We start from the raw sequence: 13640 nt of genomic DNA, 5'->3' as shown, positions 1-13640 counted from the left end.
GTCTCCAGAAAGTTCAGAATGTGGTCGGGGTGGCCCGCATAGTGGGATGGATGGACGAGGTCGCGTCGACGTGGAGACATGTGCGGCTCGTCGGTCACCTCGACGGCCGATGCCGGTCGCGGGTTGCCCGTCGCAGGTTGCGGGTTGGGGGCTGCCCGTCGCCGGTTATTCAATTACCCATTGCCGGTTGGGGGCCGTGCAGTGCCGGTTGGGGTGCGGGCCGTGCAGTGCCGGTTGGGGGTGCGGGCCGTGCAGTGCCGGTTGGGGGCTGGGCCTGTCGGTCGCGGGTCGCGCAGTGCCGGTTGCCGGCCGCGGAGGCTCGACGCGCACGGAACCGAGGTAACCGAGGTAACCGAGCGTGGTGGCGATCGAGTGGGCCGCATCCACTGCGGCCTGGCCCGGCGACGACGCGGTTCGAATCCCGATCCGGAAAGGTCTTTAGTGGTCGTGCGGCCGGCGTCTCTCGTGGCCGAGCAGGTCGGCCAGCAGCGCCCACAGCACCTCCGCGGCCGCGTGCGCGGCGAAGTCGCGGTAGCGGTCGTATTCGGCGCGGTCGCTGACGCCCTGGACGATCAGCCAGTGCGGGATGCCGGACTCGCGCGCCACGGCCGCGATCGAGGCGTCCTCGGCCGGGGCCACGTGCACCGCGAACGGCAGGCGGTGCGGGGGATCGACGACCGCGAACAGGTGCCGGCGGATGTAGGCGCGGCCGTCCGCGGTCAGCTCCCACCCGTGGCCGGCGTTGCGGATCAGGCCCTCGCGCAGCAGCGGGCCGACGCGGGCCTGCCAGGTGCCCGCCGGGAAGTAGCGGGCGCGGGCCGGGTGGGTGACCGGATCCTCGCCGCGGGCCAGCCGCTCCAGCAGCCAGAGCAGCGCCTCCTTCTCGTCGGCCGCGCCGAACGAGGACAGCGCGTCCGGCCGGAAGCCGTGGATCGCGCGCCGCCATTGATCGTCGGCGCTGTGCGCGATGATCACGTCGCCGGGGACGGCCGGGCCGTCCGGGCGGATCCCGGTCAGCGCGATGCAGTGCGGGTGCAGGAGGGCGGCGAGGGTGGTCGCGATCGGAGCGACGGCCCGGCCGCCGAGCCGGGCCGGGCGGGCCAGTGCGACGGAGAGGGTGCGGCCGTCGGCGGTGCGGTAGTCGCCGGCGAGGTAGGGCACCGGCCCGTAGCGGCCGCGGCGCCGCCAGTCGCGGACGCTCGCCATGTCGCGCGCCGCGTCGAACTCCAGCGGCAGCGAGGCGAGGACCAGCGCGTCGGTCACCGAGGCCACCCCCTTGAGGGGCCGCCCGCGGGCCCGCCAACCAGCGGGCGGCGAGGTCAGTGTGGCGTGCCGGTCTACCGAATTTCTTCCCCGTCCGCGAGCCCCCGCAGGATCGGCGGGTTCAGCGTCGTGGCCGGACCCGCCACGTACAGCGCGGCCGGCCGGCCCACCTCGGGCACCCGCCGCTCGCCGGTGGGCTCCACGAAGCCGGGCGTGCCGGTCACCTTGCGGTTGAAGTTGCGCGGGTCGAGCCTGTGGCCCCACACCACCTCGTACACGTGGCGCAGGTCGCCGATGGTGAACGCGGGGCCGCAGAAGGTCGTGGCCAAGGTCGTGTACTCCAGTTGGGAACGCGCGTGTTCCACCGCGTCGTCGAGGATCCGGTCGTGGTCGAAGGCCAGCGTGCCGCGCACCTTGTCGACCGGTTGCCAGCCGGCGGTGCGCGCGTCCGAGCCGGCGGTGGGCAACGGCATGTCCGGCCAGATCGCCAGGAAGGCCACGCTCACCACCCGGCCGCGCGGGTCACGGTCCGGATCCCCGTACGCGCGTAGCTGCTCGAGATGCAGCCCGGCCGCGTCGATCGCCGTCTCCTCGCGCAGCTCGCGGACCGCGGCGGGCTCGATGTCCTCGTCGCCGCGCAGGAAGCCGCCGGGCAGCGCGGGCCGGCCCCGGAACGGCTCGTTGCCCCGGGTGATCACCAGCGCCTGCAGCGCGTCGTCGCGGACGGTGAGGATCGCGAGGTCGACGGCGAGCCGCAGATAGGAGTGCTCCCGATCGCTCATCCCGCGAGCGTACTGAACCTGTCTTTCTGACACAAACTCGGCGTGCCGCTGGCCCAGATCTGCTCGAACTCGGCGCGGAAGTGCTCATACCAGGCGTGATCCCGGTCGGCCCGCAGCGTCATCGACGCGTCCGGCCCGCCGAACGTGTGCGAGTAGACGTCCACGTGCACGCTGTCGTCCACGGTCAGCAGCCCGAACGCGGGGACGAAGCCGAGCAGCCGCACCTCGATGCGCCCGGCCGGGATCGCGGCCAGCTCGGCGAGCAGATCGAGGGTGGGGCGCACCCGGTGCGCGAAGATTTCGGCGGCGTCCGGTGTGGTGCTGCGCCGGGCCGCCTCGCCGGCCACCGCGCCGTCCGGGTCGATCACCGCGACCCGGACGGTTCCGCCCCGGCGCAGGCACTGGGCCAGGGCGGCGGTGTGGTTGCGCAGGGTCCGGTTCAGCGTGACCCCGATGATGCCGATCTCGGTGGCACCGGTCAGCTCGGCGTCACTGCCCGAGGTGGACGAACGCAGCAGCCGGTCGGCGGCCGGCGGCTCCACGAAATGCCGCCGGGCCAGGGTGAGCAGGCCGTTCATCTGGAACCGGGAGTGCAGCGTGCCGGCCGCGAGCACGGTCAGCGTGGCGAGGGTGGCGCCGGCCAGCACCGAGCCGTTGGACAGGTTCAGCATGCCCAGGATGCCGACGGTGAGCGAGACGAGAAGGGAGATGACGACGTCAAGTGACTGCCAGATCCGCTGCATGGCGACCGTCCTTTTGGTTCAGGGGGCTGCCGAAAGCGTACCAGGAAATAATGTCAGTGTGACGATAAGTCTTGCCGCGCAGGTGACGGGCGATGTGGGAGCGCACCTCACCGGGGGAGAGCCAGATCGGGCCACCCGGATGGGTGACGGGCAAGGAAGGCCGCCCGGAATCCGACGGGTGCACCACCACGGCGGCGCTCACCACCCGGCGGCGGGCGAGCCGCCGCATCCGGTGCACCGCGCCGGCCAGCGGATGCACGGACTGGCCGATGTCGACGCCGTCGCACAGGATCGCGCCCTGCGACGTCGTCGTGTACGCGCCGGACGGCCACGCCACCGACTCGATCAGCAGCACGTGCGTGGCGGTGACCAGCACGAACCCGATCGGCGGCGTACGTCGGGTCACCCGGACGCCGGCCAGCAGGCGTACCCCGGGAATGTCCGCCAGCCGGACCAGCAGATCGCCGGTGCGCGCCGCGGCCTCCCGCACGCCCATGCCGATCGGCCGCAGGGGTCGTTTCTCATCGTCGGTCAGACACTCCAAAGTGCCGCGAAGACGATTGACCATGATGAACTCCCGTCGACGAGCCGGATGGTCGTCGCTGATTCGTTCACGCCGAGCTACCGCTGTGCTTCCATTTCCTTACCGACGTCGGTGAGGACCGCTCATGATCTACGGAATTCTCGGTGATCTAGAGGTTCGCGACTCCGGGGGCAACCTGGTCGAGCTGCCCCGCGGACGGGCCCGTGCGGTGCTGGCCGCGCTGCTGCTGCGGGCCAACCGCCAGCTGTCCACCACCGACCTGATCGCGGCCGGCTGGGGCACGCCCGAGGTCAGCCCCGCCCAGCTGCACAAGGCCATCTCCGCGCTGCGCAAGGTCTTCCTGGCGATCGACCGGCCGGACGCACTGAGAACCCACAATCGTTTCGGGTACGCCTTGACGGCGTCCGCCGAGGATCTCGACATGCTGAGCTTCGTACGGTTCGTCGAGCGGGCCGACGCGTACCGGCTGAACCCCGACCCGGAGCAGGAGATCGCCTGCCTGCGCGCGGCGCTCGCGCTGTGGCGTTCGGAGCGGCCGCTGGCGAACGTGCCGATCGGTGCCTTCGAGGGTGAGATCGAGGCGTTGCGCCGCCGTCGCAAGCGCGGCGCGGTTCGCCTGTTCACGCTGGAGATCGCCCGCGGCGCGTACGCGGAGGCGTCCGAGGACCTGGCCGCGTTCGTGTCCGAGTACCCCGAGGACGCGCAGCTCTGCCGGCTGCTGATGATCGCGCTCTACCAGGACGGGCACGCCGAGGACGCCACCGCCGTGCACGAACGCTACGAGGATATCAGCTCCAGCCCGGACGTCAGCCTGCGCCGCCTCGCGTACGCCATGGTGACGCGCAACGACGAGGCGGTGGCGCGAGCGGCCGGCACCCCCTTGTCCGCCGCCGTCCCGCAGCCGCGGCAGCTGCGCCCGCCGCCGCCGTTCTTCGTCGGCCGCTCCGGCCTGCTCGCCGAGGTCACCTGGCTGCTGCGCGAGCCGCGGCTGCCGGTGCTGGCGATCTCCGGGCCGGGCGGCATGGGCAAGACCGCGCTCGCGTTGCGGGCCGCGCACGACGCCGCCGAGGCCTATCCGGACGGTCAGCTCTGGGCCGACCTGCGCGGCACCACCGGAGCGCCGGCCGACCCGGCCGAGGTGCTCGCCGAGTTCCTGCGCGCGCTGGGCCTGCCGGCCGTGCCGGAGACCCGGCGCGAACGCGCGGCCCTGTTCCGCTCCACGCTGGCCGACCGCCGGGTGCTCGTGGTGCTGGACGACGCGTTCGACGCCGCCCAGGTGCGCGACCTGCTGCCCGGCGGCGGCCAGTGCGTCGTGCTGATCACCTCGCGGCGCCGGATGCCGGACGTCGCCGCGCCCACCCACCAGGTCGCGCCGCTGGGCGCGCTGGACGACGACACCGCGGGGGAGCTGTTCCGGCAGATCGTGACGGCCGGCAACATCGACCTGGCCGGCGAGGAGGACGCCGCGGGCGAGGTGGTCCGGATGTGTGGTGGGCTGCCGCTGGCGGTCCGGATGGCGGCGCTGCTGCGGGTGGAGAGCTTCCACCGGTCCACCGCGGACCTGCGACGGCGCCTGGCCGCACAGGGGACGACCGCGTTCGCGTACGGGGAGGAAAGCCTGGCCCGCACCCTGGGTGCCGGGCTCGCGCCGCTGGACGACCGCGCCCGCCGGCTGTTTCTGGGTTTGGGTCTGCTGGCGCTGCCGACCTTCGGCGAGTGGACGGCCGCGGCGGTGCTCGACGATCCCGGGCCGGGAGCCGGCGAGGCACTCACCCAGCTCGCCGCGGTCGGCATGATCGAGCCGGCGCCGGGCACCGCACGCTACCGCTTCCACGACCTGACCAGGGAGTACGCGCGGGGGCTCGCGGCGTCCGCGCCGTTCGACGGGCTCGACGGGGTGCCGGCCCGGGTGTGCGCCGCGCTGCTGTCGCTGACCCGCCGGGCGCAGTTCACGCTCTACGGCGAGGACTTCGACGTGTCGCACAGCGACGTCCCGGACGTCCCGCTGCCGAAGGGCGACCTGGATGAGGCGGTCGCCGATCCGCCCGGCTGGTTCGAGCTCGAGCGGCTCAACATCCGCGCCGCGGTGTCGCAGGCCGCGTCGGCAGGCCGCGCCGACCTCTGCTGGGACCTGGCGGTTTCGGCGCACGAGTTCTACGCCATCGGTGCCTACTTCGACGACTGGCGGGTCACCCACGAGATCGCCCTCGCCGCGTGCCGGCGGGCGGGGGACCGGCGCGGCGAGGGCATCGTGCTGACCATGCTCGGTCAGCCGCCGCTGGTGGCCAGCGGGAGCCCCGGGGTCTCCGGCGTGCCCGAGCTGGAGACCGCGGTGCGGCTGCTCGGCGAGACCGGCGAGGCGCACGGCCGGGCGGTGGCGCAGCGGACGCTGGCCAACGCGCTGCGCCGGCGGGGCGAGCTCTCGCGTCCGCTGTCGTTGTTCACCGAGGCGCTGGTCCACTATCAGCGCAGCGGCGACCTGACCGGCAGCCAGCAGACGCTGCGGTTCATCGGGCAGACCCATCTCGTGCGCGGCGACCCGGCGTCGGCGGTCGCGGTGCTGCGCGAGGCCGAGAAGATCGCCCGGGCCGGCAACCAGGCCCGGGTGCTGGCGCCGACGGTGTACTGGATGGGCCAGGCCCGTCTCGCCCTGGGTGACCTGAACGCGGCGGCGACCGCGTTCGACGAGGTGCTGGCCGCGTCGCCGCCGGACAGCGGGGTGGCACACGCGTACGCCCTGCACGGGCTCGGCGATCTGGCGCTGGCGCTCGGCGACCCGGTCGCGGCCCGCGACCGGCTGGAGAAGGCCGAGGCGCTCGCGCACGACGGCCCGGACGTGGCTTTGGAGGGCCGCGTCTGCCTGTCCATCGCGGCCCTCGAGGAGTCGCTGGGGCGGCACGCCGAGCGGGCGGTCGCGCTGTTGCGGGCGCTGGAGCCGATCCGGGCGAGCGGTGCGACCTACCTGGAGGTCCAGGCGCAGGCCGAGCTGGCGTCCACCTATGACCGGCTGGGGGATGCCGACGCCGCGGCGGCGGCGCGGGACCGGGTGACCGAGTTGTACGCCCGGGGCGATGTGCCAGTTCTCGACAGGCTCTTTGTGTCCAGTTGACACAAACCCCGTCCCGGCCTTAGTGTCAGTACGACAGTAAGGCCGGTGTTCCGGAACGCCGGACGGACTTGTCATCGCGCGCAAGGCACTCGTGGGCGCGCACGCGAGTGCCACCTCCACCGTCAACCCGCAACCTTCCTCGAAAGGAAGAGTCATGCGCGCACGTCGCCGTCATTTCCTCGTCACCCTGCTCGTGGCCGTCGCGGTATCCCTCGCCGGCCAGTCCCTGTCCTCGTCCGGGTCGACGGCCGCCTACGGCTGCCCGGCCAGCACCAGCTGGGACACCATCCTCCAGCGTTGCGTCTGACCCTCCGGGGGGAGTGGGGAGCCGGGCGGCCGCATGTCACATTTCCCGCGGCCGCCCGGTCTTAACTGGGACGTCTTCCTAGGAGGCTCCCGATGGCCGTTCTCACCAAGATCACCGTAGTGAAGGCTGTGCGCCGCGCCTACGGGCCGGAACACGCCGACAAAGTCGCCCCGAAACTGCCCGAGCACATCGACCTCGACGATCCGGCCGACGTGGCCGTGCTGTTCAAGCTCGGCCTCACCCCGGACGGGCTCTTCAACGCGCTCGGCGGCGAACTCTGATGTCACAGATCGCCGCCCCGCGCGGTCTCTTCTGACATGACCGACATTCAGAAACTGTCCGTCCTGCTCGACGACCCCGAGGTCCGCGACCTGATCTTCGGCCTGGCCCACGGGTCCGCCCGCCCGGCCCTCGCGCCCGGCGCGCCCCGCCTGCACGCCATCGTCGTCGACCTCGCCGCGACCACCACCGCCGCGCAGTACGACAGCTGGTTGTCCGACGACGCCCGCAACGAGGCGATGACGCCCGATCAGGTGCGCACCACCGTCGGTGACGGCGCGCTGGACGACCTCGCCGCGTGGACCGGCGGCACCGCCGGCGCGGTCACCTGGCAGCTCGCCGAGGTGCTGCCCGACCTGGTGGACGCGGTCAGCCCCGGCGGCCAGGTCGTCGATCCCGCGCTGATCGACCGGGAGATGACGCAGGCCACCACCCAGGACGATTCGGAGTCCGGCGCCTTCGCGAATTAACAGTCGCTAAGGAACAACAAATCTCGGATGATCGGTGTCGCGGTGCCGTCCGAAGGTCTACGGTCCGTGACACCGTGACGTCCTATCGTCTGCGGAATGCCCATTCCGTTCGACCTCTGGGGACAGCGCGGCTATCCCCACGCGGACATCGCCGGCGAATCCCACCACATCGACGCCATCCGGTCCTTGTTCGGCAACGACTTCAAGCCGACCGGGTCGGAGGTCGTGCAGAACGCGGTGCTCGCGCCCGAACCGGGCAACCTGCACGACCGCAACGCGGTGGGCGTCTGGATCGGCGGCAACCTGGTCGGATACCTGCCCCGGGAGGCGGCGGCCCGGTACTCGCCGATCCTCACACACCTCACCTCGCACGGCTGGGCGCCGCAGGTCCGCGCGCGGGTGTGGGCCTCCGAGTGGGACGACTACGACGGACGCGGCAGCACGTTGCGCGGCTCGGTGCGCCTCGACCTCGCCGAGCCGCACATGATGGTGCCGTCCAATCAGGCACCGAGCGCCACGCATCGGGTGCTGCCCACCGGCAACGCCATCCAGGTGACCGGTGAGGACAAACATCTCGCCCAGCTGGTGCCGTTCCTGCGGCCGGAGGGGGAGTGCTGGGTCCACGTCACCCTGCACGAGCTCGTCCAGGCCTCCCGGACGTTGGTCGAGGTGCGGATCGAGGGCGCCCGGGTCGGCCAGCTCAGCCCGCGGATGAGCGGTGAGCTGCTGCCGGCCGTGCACCACCTGACCGAGCAGGGCCTGACCACGGCGGCCCGGGCGGTGGTCAAGGGAAACCGCATCAAAGCCGAGGTCATTGTGTACGCCGTACGCGCGCACGAACTGCCGGAAAGCTGGCTGGGGCCGCGGGCCGAGATCGCCTCCGCGACCGAGCACGCTTCGATTCCGCCGCAGCCGACCGGGTTCCGTTTCACCGTGCCGCCGGGGTGGCCCAGCCCGCCACCCGGATGGGTTCCCCCGTCCGGGTGGCGGCCGGACCCCGCCTGGACCGCCGCCCCGGAGGGCTGGCAGTGGTGGGTTCCGGTCTGGGACTAGACGAGTAAGTCCTACGGCGGTAAGTGACCTGGTCACGCGGTGGCGCGGTGGCGCGGTGGCGCAAGAGCTGAGGCGCGGTGGTGATCCGTTCGGGGCCGGGCGGTCCCGCTATGTGGACACTGCGGTCACATCATGGATTTTTGTGAACCTTGGAGAGTTGCGCCCACATGCGAGCCATAACTCTCCAAGGTTCACATTCGGCCGGAAAAACCTGCCGGGCGAAAGCCTCGTTACGTGACAAACATACTCTCTACAGTGGACGTCAGTGTCACATCGCGGACAGTGGGTCCATGATGCGGGCGCGGGTCTCAGCAGGTGGTCGCCCGTCTCACGGAATGGAAGCGCCGCGCCGCCGCGCGCCGAGCCCGCCCGCCCAGCGGCCCAGCCGATCCGACAAATCTCAGGAAATATCGGATATGCGAGAGGGGCGGCGGGGGCTGGCGGACGGACGGCGATCAGATCGCTGATCGCCTGCTGCCGCTGACTCGGCTTAAGACTTACTCGTCTAGCGGGATAGCGCCCGGATCAGGAATCTTGCACGTCTCGCCCGGTAGAGGGTGTCCGTTGGCCCGGCGTCCCGGAACGAGTGTCGCTCGGATTGCTTCATCAAGATCGATTGACTGAGGCATCCGGACAGGACACCGGTTCGGAGGACCACGTACCAGTCGTCGTCAGCACAGCGATCTCTGAGACCGGCGCGGCCCGCAGCGAGTTGCCCCGGCGGAGCCTGATCGTCGCGATCAACCTGAACACGCTGTGGTCAAGGTAGAGCGTGTTGTGACTTTCACAACACATCGAGTGTTGATGATCTTACTGCAGGTGGGTGACCGGATCGACCTGTTGCTTGCCTTCGAGCAAGCTCTTTCCGTCGTCAAGCTTGTTTACAGCTACCGCACAGCTGCCTATGTTGTCGATGTCGATCAATGCCTGTATCGGGAAGGCATCCATGTTGCGTGTCCGTGGGTGGGTTTCGCGCGCTCTTTTTCGGTCTGTAGTGGCCGGGTCAGCGGCGTTCGCGGTCGTTTTAGCTGGATTGCTGGCGGTGGCGTCGCCGGTGTTCGCCGCATCGGCGACGCCGGTGCCGCGTCCGCGGGTCGCTGCCGATGAGGTGTCGGCGACGCGGCTCGCGGCGTCCTCCGATGAGCGGGTAGAGGTGTTGTCGGCGCGTACCGAGTACACACAGGTGTTCGCGGAGCCGACGGGCCATTTCACGGTGGAGTCGGCGGTGGTGCCGCAACGGGTGCACCGCGCGGACGGGTCGTGGGCCGATGTGGATCTGAGCCTGGTCGAAGGCTCCGGTGATATCCGTCCGCGGGCCTCGGTGGCTGATGTCCGGTTCTCTGATGGCGGGTCGGGTCCGATGGTGACCCTGGTGCGCTCGGGTGAGTCGTTCACGGTGGGCTGGCCGCTGGGTGCGCTGCCGAAAGCCTACGGTGTCCGGTGATTCCGCTACCTACGCGGACGTGCTTCCGGATGTGGACCTGGTGCTGCGGGCAACCGCGGACGGCTTCTCCCATGTGCTGGCGGTCAAGACGGCCGAGGCTGCCGCGAACTCGAAGCTGTCGAACGTGACCTTCGATCTGGGTGGGGACGTGCGGATGCGACGTGCCCGAGACGGGTCGCTCGCCGCCGTCGGCCGTGACGCAACCTTGGCGAGCGCGGCGGCTCCGATGATGTGGGATTCCACCCGCACTCCGCCGGCGTCGGCGCGTGCGTCGGTTGCCGGGCAGGCGAGTGACAGTGGCGATCCGTCGACACCAGGCGTCCCGGCGGACATGGCGCGGACGGCGCCGGTCACCACGGCATTGACCTCATCAGGGGATCTGGTACTCACTCCGGACGCCGACTTGCTGGCAACCGCGACGTTCCCGGTGTTTATCGATCCGGCGTGGAGTACGGGCAAGACTCGGTGGGCGTATTCGACCAACAACAACTCGAACAACACGGATCTGAGCGTTGCCCGCGTCGGTAAGGATCCCAACAGCGGGATCATCTACCGGTCGCTGTTCGAGTTCCCCACGACGGCGATCAAGGGGAAGTTCGTCTATGACGCGTACGTGCAGATGAAGGTCGATCATTCGTATTCGTGCGTCAACACGCCGAACACGATGCTGACCTCCAAGCCGATGACGGGGACACCGCGGACGCCGTGGAAGACGACCGGCTGGTATTTGGGGATGATGGCGCAGGTGTCCTCGCACGCCAACGAGGGCAACGGCTGTGGTGACTCCCCGCAGCCCGATCCGCCAATCAACTTCAATACCGATGCGGTGAAGGCTGCGATCCAGGGTGCGGCGACAGCTGGCTCAGCATCGAGCACGTTCGTCTTCTCCGCGGTCGACTCGACGATCGCGGGGGAGTCGACCCAGGATCGCTGGAAGAAGTACCTCCCCGCGGACGCGAAGCTGATCACCGATGTGGACGCCAAACCGGGCACACCGACCGAGTTTTATGTGAACGGGGTGCGCTGCGGGACCGCCACGCTGGGGGATCGGCACGACCGCGGTGAAGTTCTCAGCGAAGATGCCCGACGCCGACACCACCCAGTCGATCAGAGCGACGTGGGAGTGGCAGCACCTGGTTGGTAGCGCCTGGCAGGCGATGACCGCGCCGGCGGTGAGCAGCACGCCTGCTAACACCCTCGCCACGAGTGCGGTGGCGTCGGGGGCGGCGAACGGGCAGACCTACCAGTTCCGGGTCAAGGGCACCGATCCGAGCCCGTACAACCAGAGCAGCAACCCGTCGGCGTGGTGCACGTTCACCATCGACACCCAGGATCCGACGGTGACCGGCACGGTCGCGGTGCAGCCGGACGGTCCGGGTAAGGCTGGCCAGTTCACGATCAGCTCCCCGAATACCGACGTGACGAAATTCCGCTACGGGTGGAACGCCGCGGTCACCGAGGTCACCCCGACCACGTCGACGGCCTCCGGCAAGTCGGTGATCGTGACACTGACTCCGCCCAAGTACGGGCTGAACACCTTGTACCTGCAGGGCGTTGACGCGACCGGCAACGTCGGGGACGGCTCGCTGACGTTTACCGTCGACCGGGCTTCGCCCGCGGTCGCGCGGTGGGGTCTGGAAACCTATCCCGGTGTCGCGGCCAGCGCGGCGACCGCGGACCTGCAGCCGGGGCTGGCCGGTGATACCCCTCTTTCCGTAAATGCCGTCACCTGGACCGACAAGGGCCGGCTGGTCGACGGCACCCAGGCTACGTTTACCGGCAGCGGGGATCTGATGACCTCGGGCCCGGTACTGGACACGTCGAAGAGTTTCGGTTTCGCGGTGTGGGTGAAGCTGGACAGGCTCGACGTCTTCCAGAACCTGCTATCTCAGGACGGGCTCAACGGCACCAACTTTCAACTGGAGTACCGCCCCGACGACCGCAGCGGTGACGGTGTCGCTGACAAGTCGCTGTGTTTCACGATGCGCGCCAGTGACATCGCGGTCTCGGCTCCCGGCATGTTCGACTGCTCAATCAACAACGTGACCGCCGGCCAGTGGATGCATGTCGCGGCCGCGTTCGACGCCCCCCAGCGTGAGATGCGGATCTGGACCGACGGGGTGTTGCGCCAGCAGATCGCCGCCACCACCTTCCCTGGGTGGGCATCGGCCGGGCCGGTGCGTGTCGGTGACCGGATGCTCGGCCCGGGCAACATCGCCGCCCCGTTCTACGGCGCCCTCGCCGACCTGCAACTGTTCGACCGGGCGATCGTGCAGGAAGACCTCACCGGCGACGACACCGACCCGGACCAGGCGGTCGAAGGCGAACGCGGCATCCTCAACGCGATCCAGGTCGCACAGTGGGACTTCGAGGACGCGACGCCCTGCTGGTCGACGACCATCGCGAATACCTGCGCGGAACCGGACAACCACACCGGATTCGGTAAACGCCTCGGCTTCACACAAGGCGTCGAGGTCCTCAACGGCGCAGCAGGCAACTACGCCAATTTCGACGATCAGCAACTGTTCTGGGACGACCCCAGCGACCCGTACTACGGCACGACCACACGCGAATACGGCGTGTCCCAGCGCAACACCGGCGACTCGGCAAACCCGGTCTGGCAAGACGCTCCGGTCCTGAAAACCGACCAGTCGTTCACCGTGACCGCCCGAGTGCATATTGATGCACTGGACAAGACGATGACGGCCGTCGCAGCCAAGGGCGTCACACAATCGGCGTTCTACCTCGGCACACGCCCCGAGGTCGTTGGCGGTGTCAGCACGTACCGATTCGAGGTGATGGTGCCGACCGGCGACGTGACCACCTCCCAGACCTACGTCCACGTCTTCGCACCGGAAGCGCTGTCGATCGACGACGAGGGCATGTGGCACGACCTGGCCGTCACTTACGACGCCGGTACCCGCCGCATCAGCCTGTTCGTCAATGGCGCCCTCAAAGCCAGCCAGGTGTTGTCCAACCCGATCTTCGGCACAACCGGACCCATCTCCGTCGGTGGCGGCTGGGTTACGCCTGTCACCAGAGCCGGCTCCTACACCGAGCCCTGGTTCGGCGGCATCGATGACGTGAACCTCTATCAGGGTGCGATGACCGAAGCCCAGGTCGCCGCCCTCAACCCGGCCCCGGAGCTCTGAGCCATGTTCACCAGGAGAGGCACGATGCGCGGTAGGAAGTTCGTCATCGGCTGGCTGTCGGCGGCGTCGCGGCTGCGACTGATGGTCGGTGCGGCATCAGCGCTCGTGGTGGCCGGGTCGCTGCTTGCGGTCCCGCCGGCCTCGGCAGATCCGGGCACACCAAAGCACCTGAGCGCGCAGGCCGAGAAACTCGACCACGACGGCAACGAGGTCGACGGCAAGGGCTGGCCGGTCAAGCCGCTTCCGGAGGCCAAGCTTCCGGCACCGGTCTGGCCGGCAGCAGGTACCCCGCTCACCCTCCCCGTCAAGGCAACACAGCGCGCCGCCACCGCCGACGAGGCGGCAGCCACTGTGACGGCTACCGTGCTGGACCGCAACAGCATCCCACCACAATGGCGGGTCGGCGTGGTAGCAAAGGTGTCCGCCGCGGCAGCCTCAGCCGTGCCGATCGGCCTGAACTACTCGGCGTTCCGCTACGCGTTCGGCGGCGATTG

13 protein-coding genes are annotated in these 13640 nt (G+C 69.8%); 9 read left to right on the top strand and 4 right to left on the bottom strand.

All coding sequences use genetic code 11. The features are described from left to right. Window positions 1-438: 438 nt before the first annotated feature. The 4 genes from HH310_RS10875 to HH310_RS10860 all read right to left on the bottom strand — a co-directional run bounded on the left by HH310_RS10875 (window position 439) and on the right by HH310_RS10860 (window position 3356). Window positions 439-1263: a hypothetical protein gene (locus HH310_RS10875; protein WP_169175319.1), complete on the bottom strand. Its 825-nt coding sequence runs from the start codon at window positions 1261-1263 to the stop codon at window positions 439-441. 74 nt (window positions 1264-1337) lie between these two features. Then, window positions 1338-2045, bottom strand: a complete 708-nt coding sequence (locus HH310_RS10870; RefSeq protein WP_169175318.1) for an NUDIX domain-containing protein — start codon at window positions 2043-2045, stop codon at window positions 1338-1340. Continuing rightward, window positions 2042-2788 (bottom strand): hypothetical protein, encoded by a 747-nt coding sequence (locus HH310_RS10865; protein WP_169175317.1) that lies wholly within the window; start codon window positions 2786-2788, stop codon window positions 2042-2044. The genes HH310_RS10870 and HH310_RS10865 overlap by 4 nt, the downstream gene beginning before the upstream one ends. Continuing rightward, window positions 2763-3356, bottom strand: a complete 594-nt coding sequence (locus tag HH310_RS10860; protein ID WP_169175316.1) for a hypothetical protein — start codon at window positions 3354-3356, stop codon at window positions 2763-2765. The genes HH310_RS10865 and HH310_RS10860 overlap by 26 nt, the downstream gene beginning before the upstream one ends. A 100-nt stretch (window positions 3357-3456) precedes the next feature. Here HH310_RS10860 and HH310_RS10855 point away from each other — a divergent pair, with 100 nt between their 5' ends. The 9 genes from HH310_RS10855 (at window position 3457) to HH310_RS10815 (ending at window position 13146) form a co-directional block, all read left to right on the top strand. Continuing rightward, window positions 3457-6441 carry an NB-ARC domain-containing protein gene (locus HH310_RS10855; protein ID WP_169175315.1) on the top strand — a complete coding sequence of 995 codons (2985 nt, stop codon included), beginning with the start codon at window positions 3457-3459 and terminating at the stop codon, window positions 6439-6441. A gap of 154 nt (window positions 6442-6595) precedes the next feature. Then, the gene (locus HH310_RS10850) at window positions 6596-6748 is read left to right on the top strand and encodes a hypothetical protein (RefSeq protein ID WP_169175314.1); all 153 of its coding nucleotides are present in this window, start codon (window positions 6596-6598) and stop codon (window positions 6746-6748) included. Between the two features lie 92 nt (window positions 6749-6840). Further along, window positions 6841-7029, top strand: coding sequence for a hypothetical protein (locus HH310_RS10845; RefSeq protein ID WP_169175313.1), 189 nt, complete (start codon window positions 6841-6843; stop codon window positions 7027-7029). Between the two features lie 36 nt (window positions 7030-7065). After that, window positions 7066-7497 (top strand): YidB family protein, encoded by a 432-nt coding sequence (locus HH310_RS10840; protein ID WP_169175312.1) that lies wholly within the window; start codon window positions 7066-7068, stop codon window positions 7495-7497. 96 nt (window positions 7498-7593) lie between these two features. Next, a complete protein-coding gene (locus HH310_RS10835) occupies window positions 7594-8550 on the top strand; it encodes an HIRAN domain-containing protein (RefSeq protein WP_169175105.1) in 957 nt (318 codons plus the stop codon). Window positions 8551-9354: 804 nt separating this feature from the next. Next, window positions 9355-9657, top strand: coding sequence for a hypothetical protein (locus HH310_RS10830; RefSeq protein WP_169175311.1), 303 nt, complete (start codon window positions 9355-9357; stop codon window positions 9655-9657). Further along, on the top strand, window positions 9593-9994 hold the full coding sequence (locus HH310_RS10825) for a hypothetical protein (protein WP_169175310.1): 402 nt from the start codon (window positions 9593-9595) through the stop codon (window positions 9992-9994). Before HH310_RS10830 ends, HH310_RS10825 begins: the two co-directional genes overlap by 65 nt. Then, complete coding sequence (locus HH310_RS10820; protein WP_169175309.1) at window positions 9984-11138, top strand: hypothetical protein; 1155 nt, start codon at window positions 9984-9986, stop codon at window positions 11136-11138. Before HH310_RS10825 ends, HH310_RS10820 begins: the two co-directional genes overlap by 11 nt. Continuing rightward, window positions 11074-13146: a LamG domain-containing protein gene (locus HH310_RS10815; protein ID WP_169175308.1), complete on the top strand. Its 2073-nt coding sequence runs from the start codon at window positions 11074-11076 to the stop codon at window positions 13144-13146. Before HH310_RS10820 ends, HH310_RS10815 begins: the two co-directional genes overlap by 65 nt. Window positions 13147-13640 lie beyond the last annotated feature (494 nt).

It is taken from the genome of Actinoplanes sp. TBRC 11911 (assembly GCF_012933445.1).
In the GTDB taxonomy this organism is placed as follows: Bacteria; Actinomycetota; Actinomycetes; order Mycobacteriales; family Micromonosporaceae; genus Actinoplanes.
Note: the sequence above shows the minus strand (reverse complement) of the source record. Positions and strands in the feature narration are given on the sequence as shown.

Coding starts and splice junctions, on each gene's coding strand:
- HH310_RS10865 (WP_169175317.1), bottom strand. CDS start 2,788: ATGCAGCGGATCTGGCAGTCACTTGACGTCGTCATCTCCCTTCTCGTC.
- HH310_RS10870 (WP_169175318.1), bottom strand. CDS start 2,045: ATGAGCGATCGGGAGCACTCCTATCTGCGGCTCGCCGTCGACCTCGCG.
- HH310_RS10845 (WP_169175313.1), top strand. CDS start 6,841: ATGGCCGTTCTCACCAAGATCACCGTAGTGAAGGCTGTGCGCCGCGCC.
- HH310_RS10850 (WP_169175314.1), top strand. CDS start 6,596: ATGCGCGCACGTCGCCGTCATTTCCTCGTCACCCTGCTCGTGGCCGTC.
- HH310_RS10815 (WP_169175308.1), top strand. CDS start 11,074: ATGCCCGACGCCGACACCACCCAGTCGATCAGAGCGACGTGGGAGTGG.
- HH310_RS10835 (WP_169175105.1), top strand. CDS start 7,594: ATGCCCATTCCGTTCGACCTCTGGGGACAGCGCGGCTATCCCCACGCG.
- HH310_RS10860 (WP_169175316.1), bottom strand. CDS start 3,356: ATGGTCAATCGTCTTCGCGGCACTTTGGAGTGTCTGACCGACGATGAG.
- HH310_RS10840 (WP_169175312.1), top strand. CDS start 7,066: ATGACCGACATTCAGAAACTGTCCGTCCTGCTCGACGACCCCGAGGTC.
- HH310_RS10830 (WP_169175311.1), top strand. CDS start 9,355: ATGATCTTACTGCAGGTGGGTGACCGGATCGACCTGTTGCTTGCCTTC.
- HH310_RS10855 (WP_169175315.1), top strand. CDS start 3,457: ATGATCTACGGAATTCTCGGTGATCTAGAGGTTCGCGACTCCGGGGGC.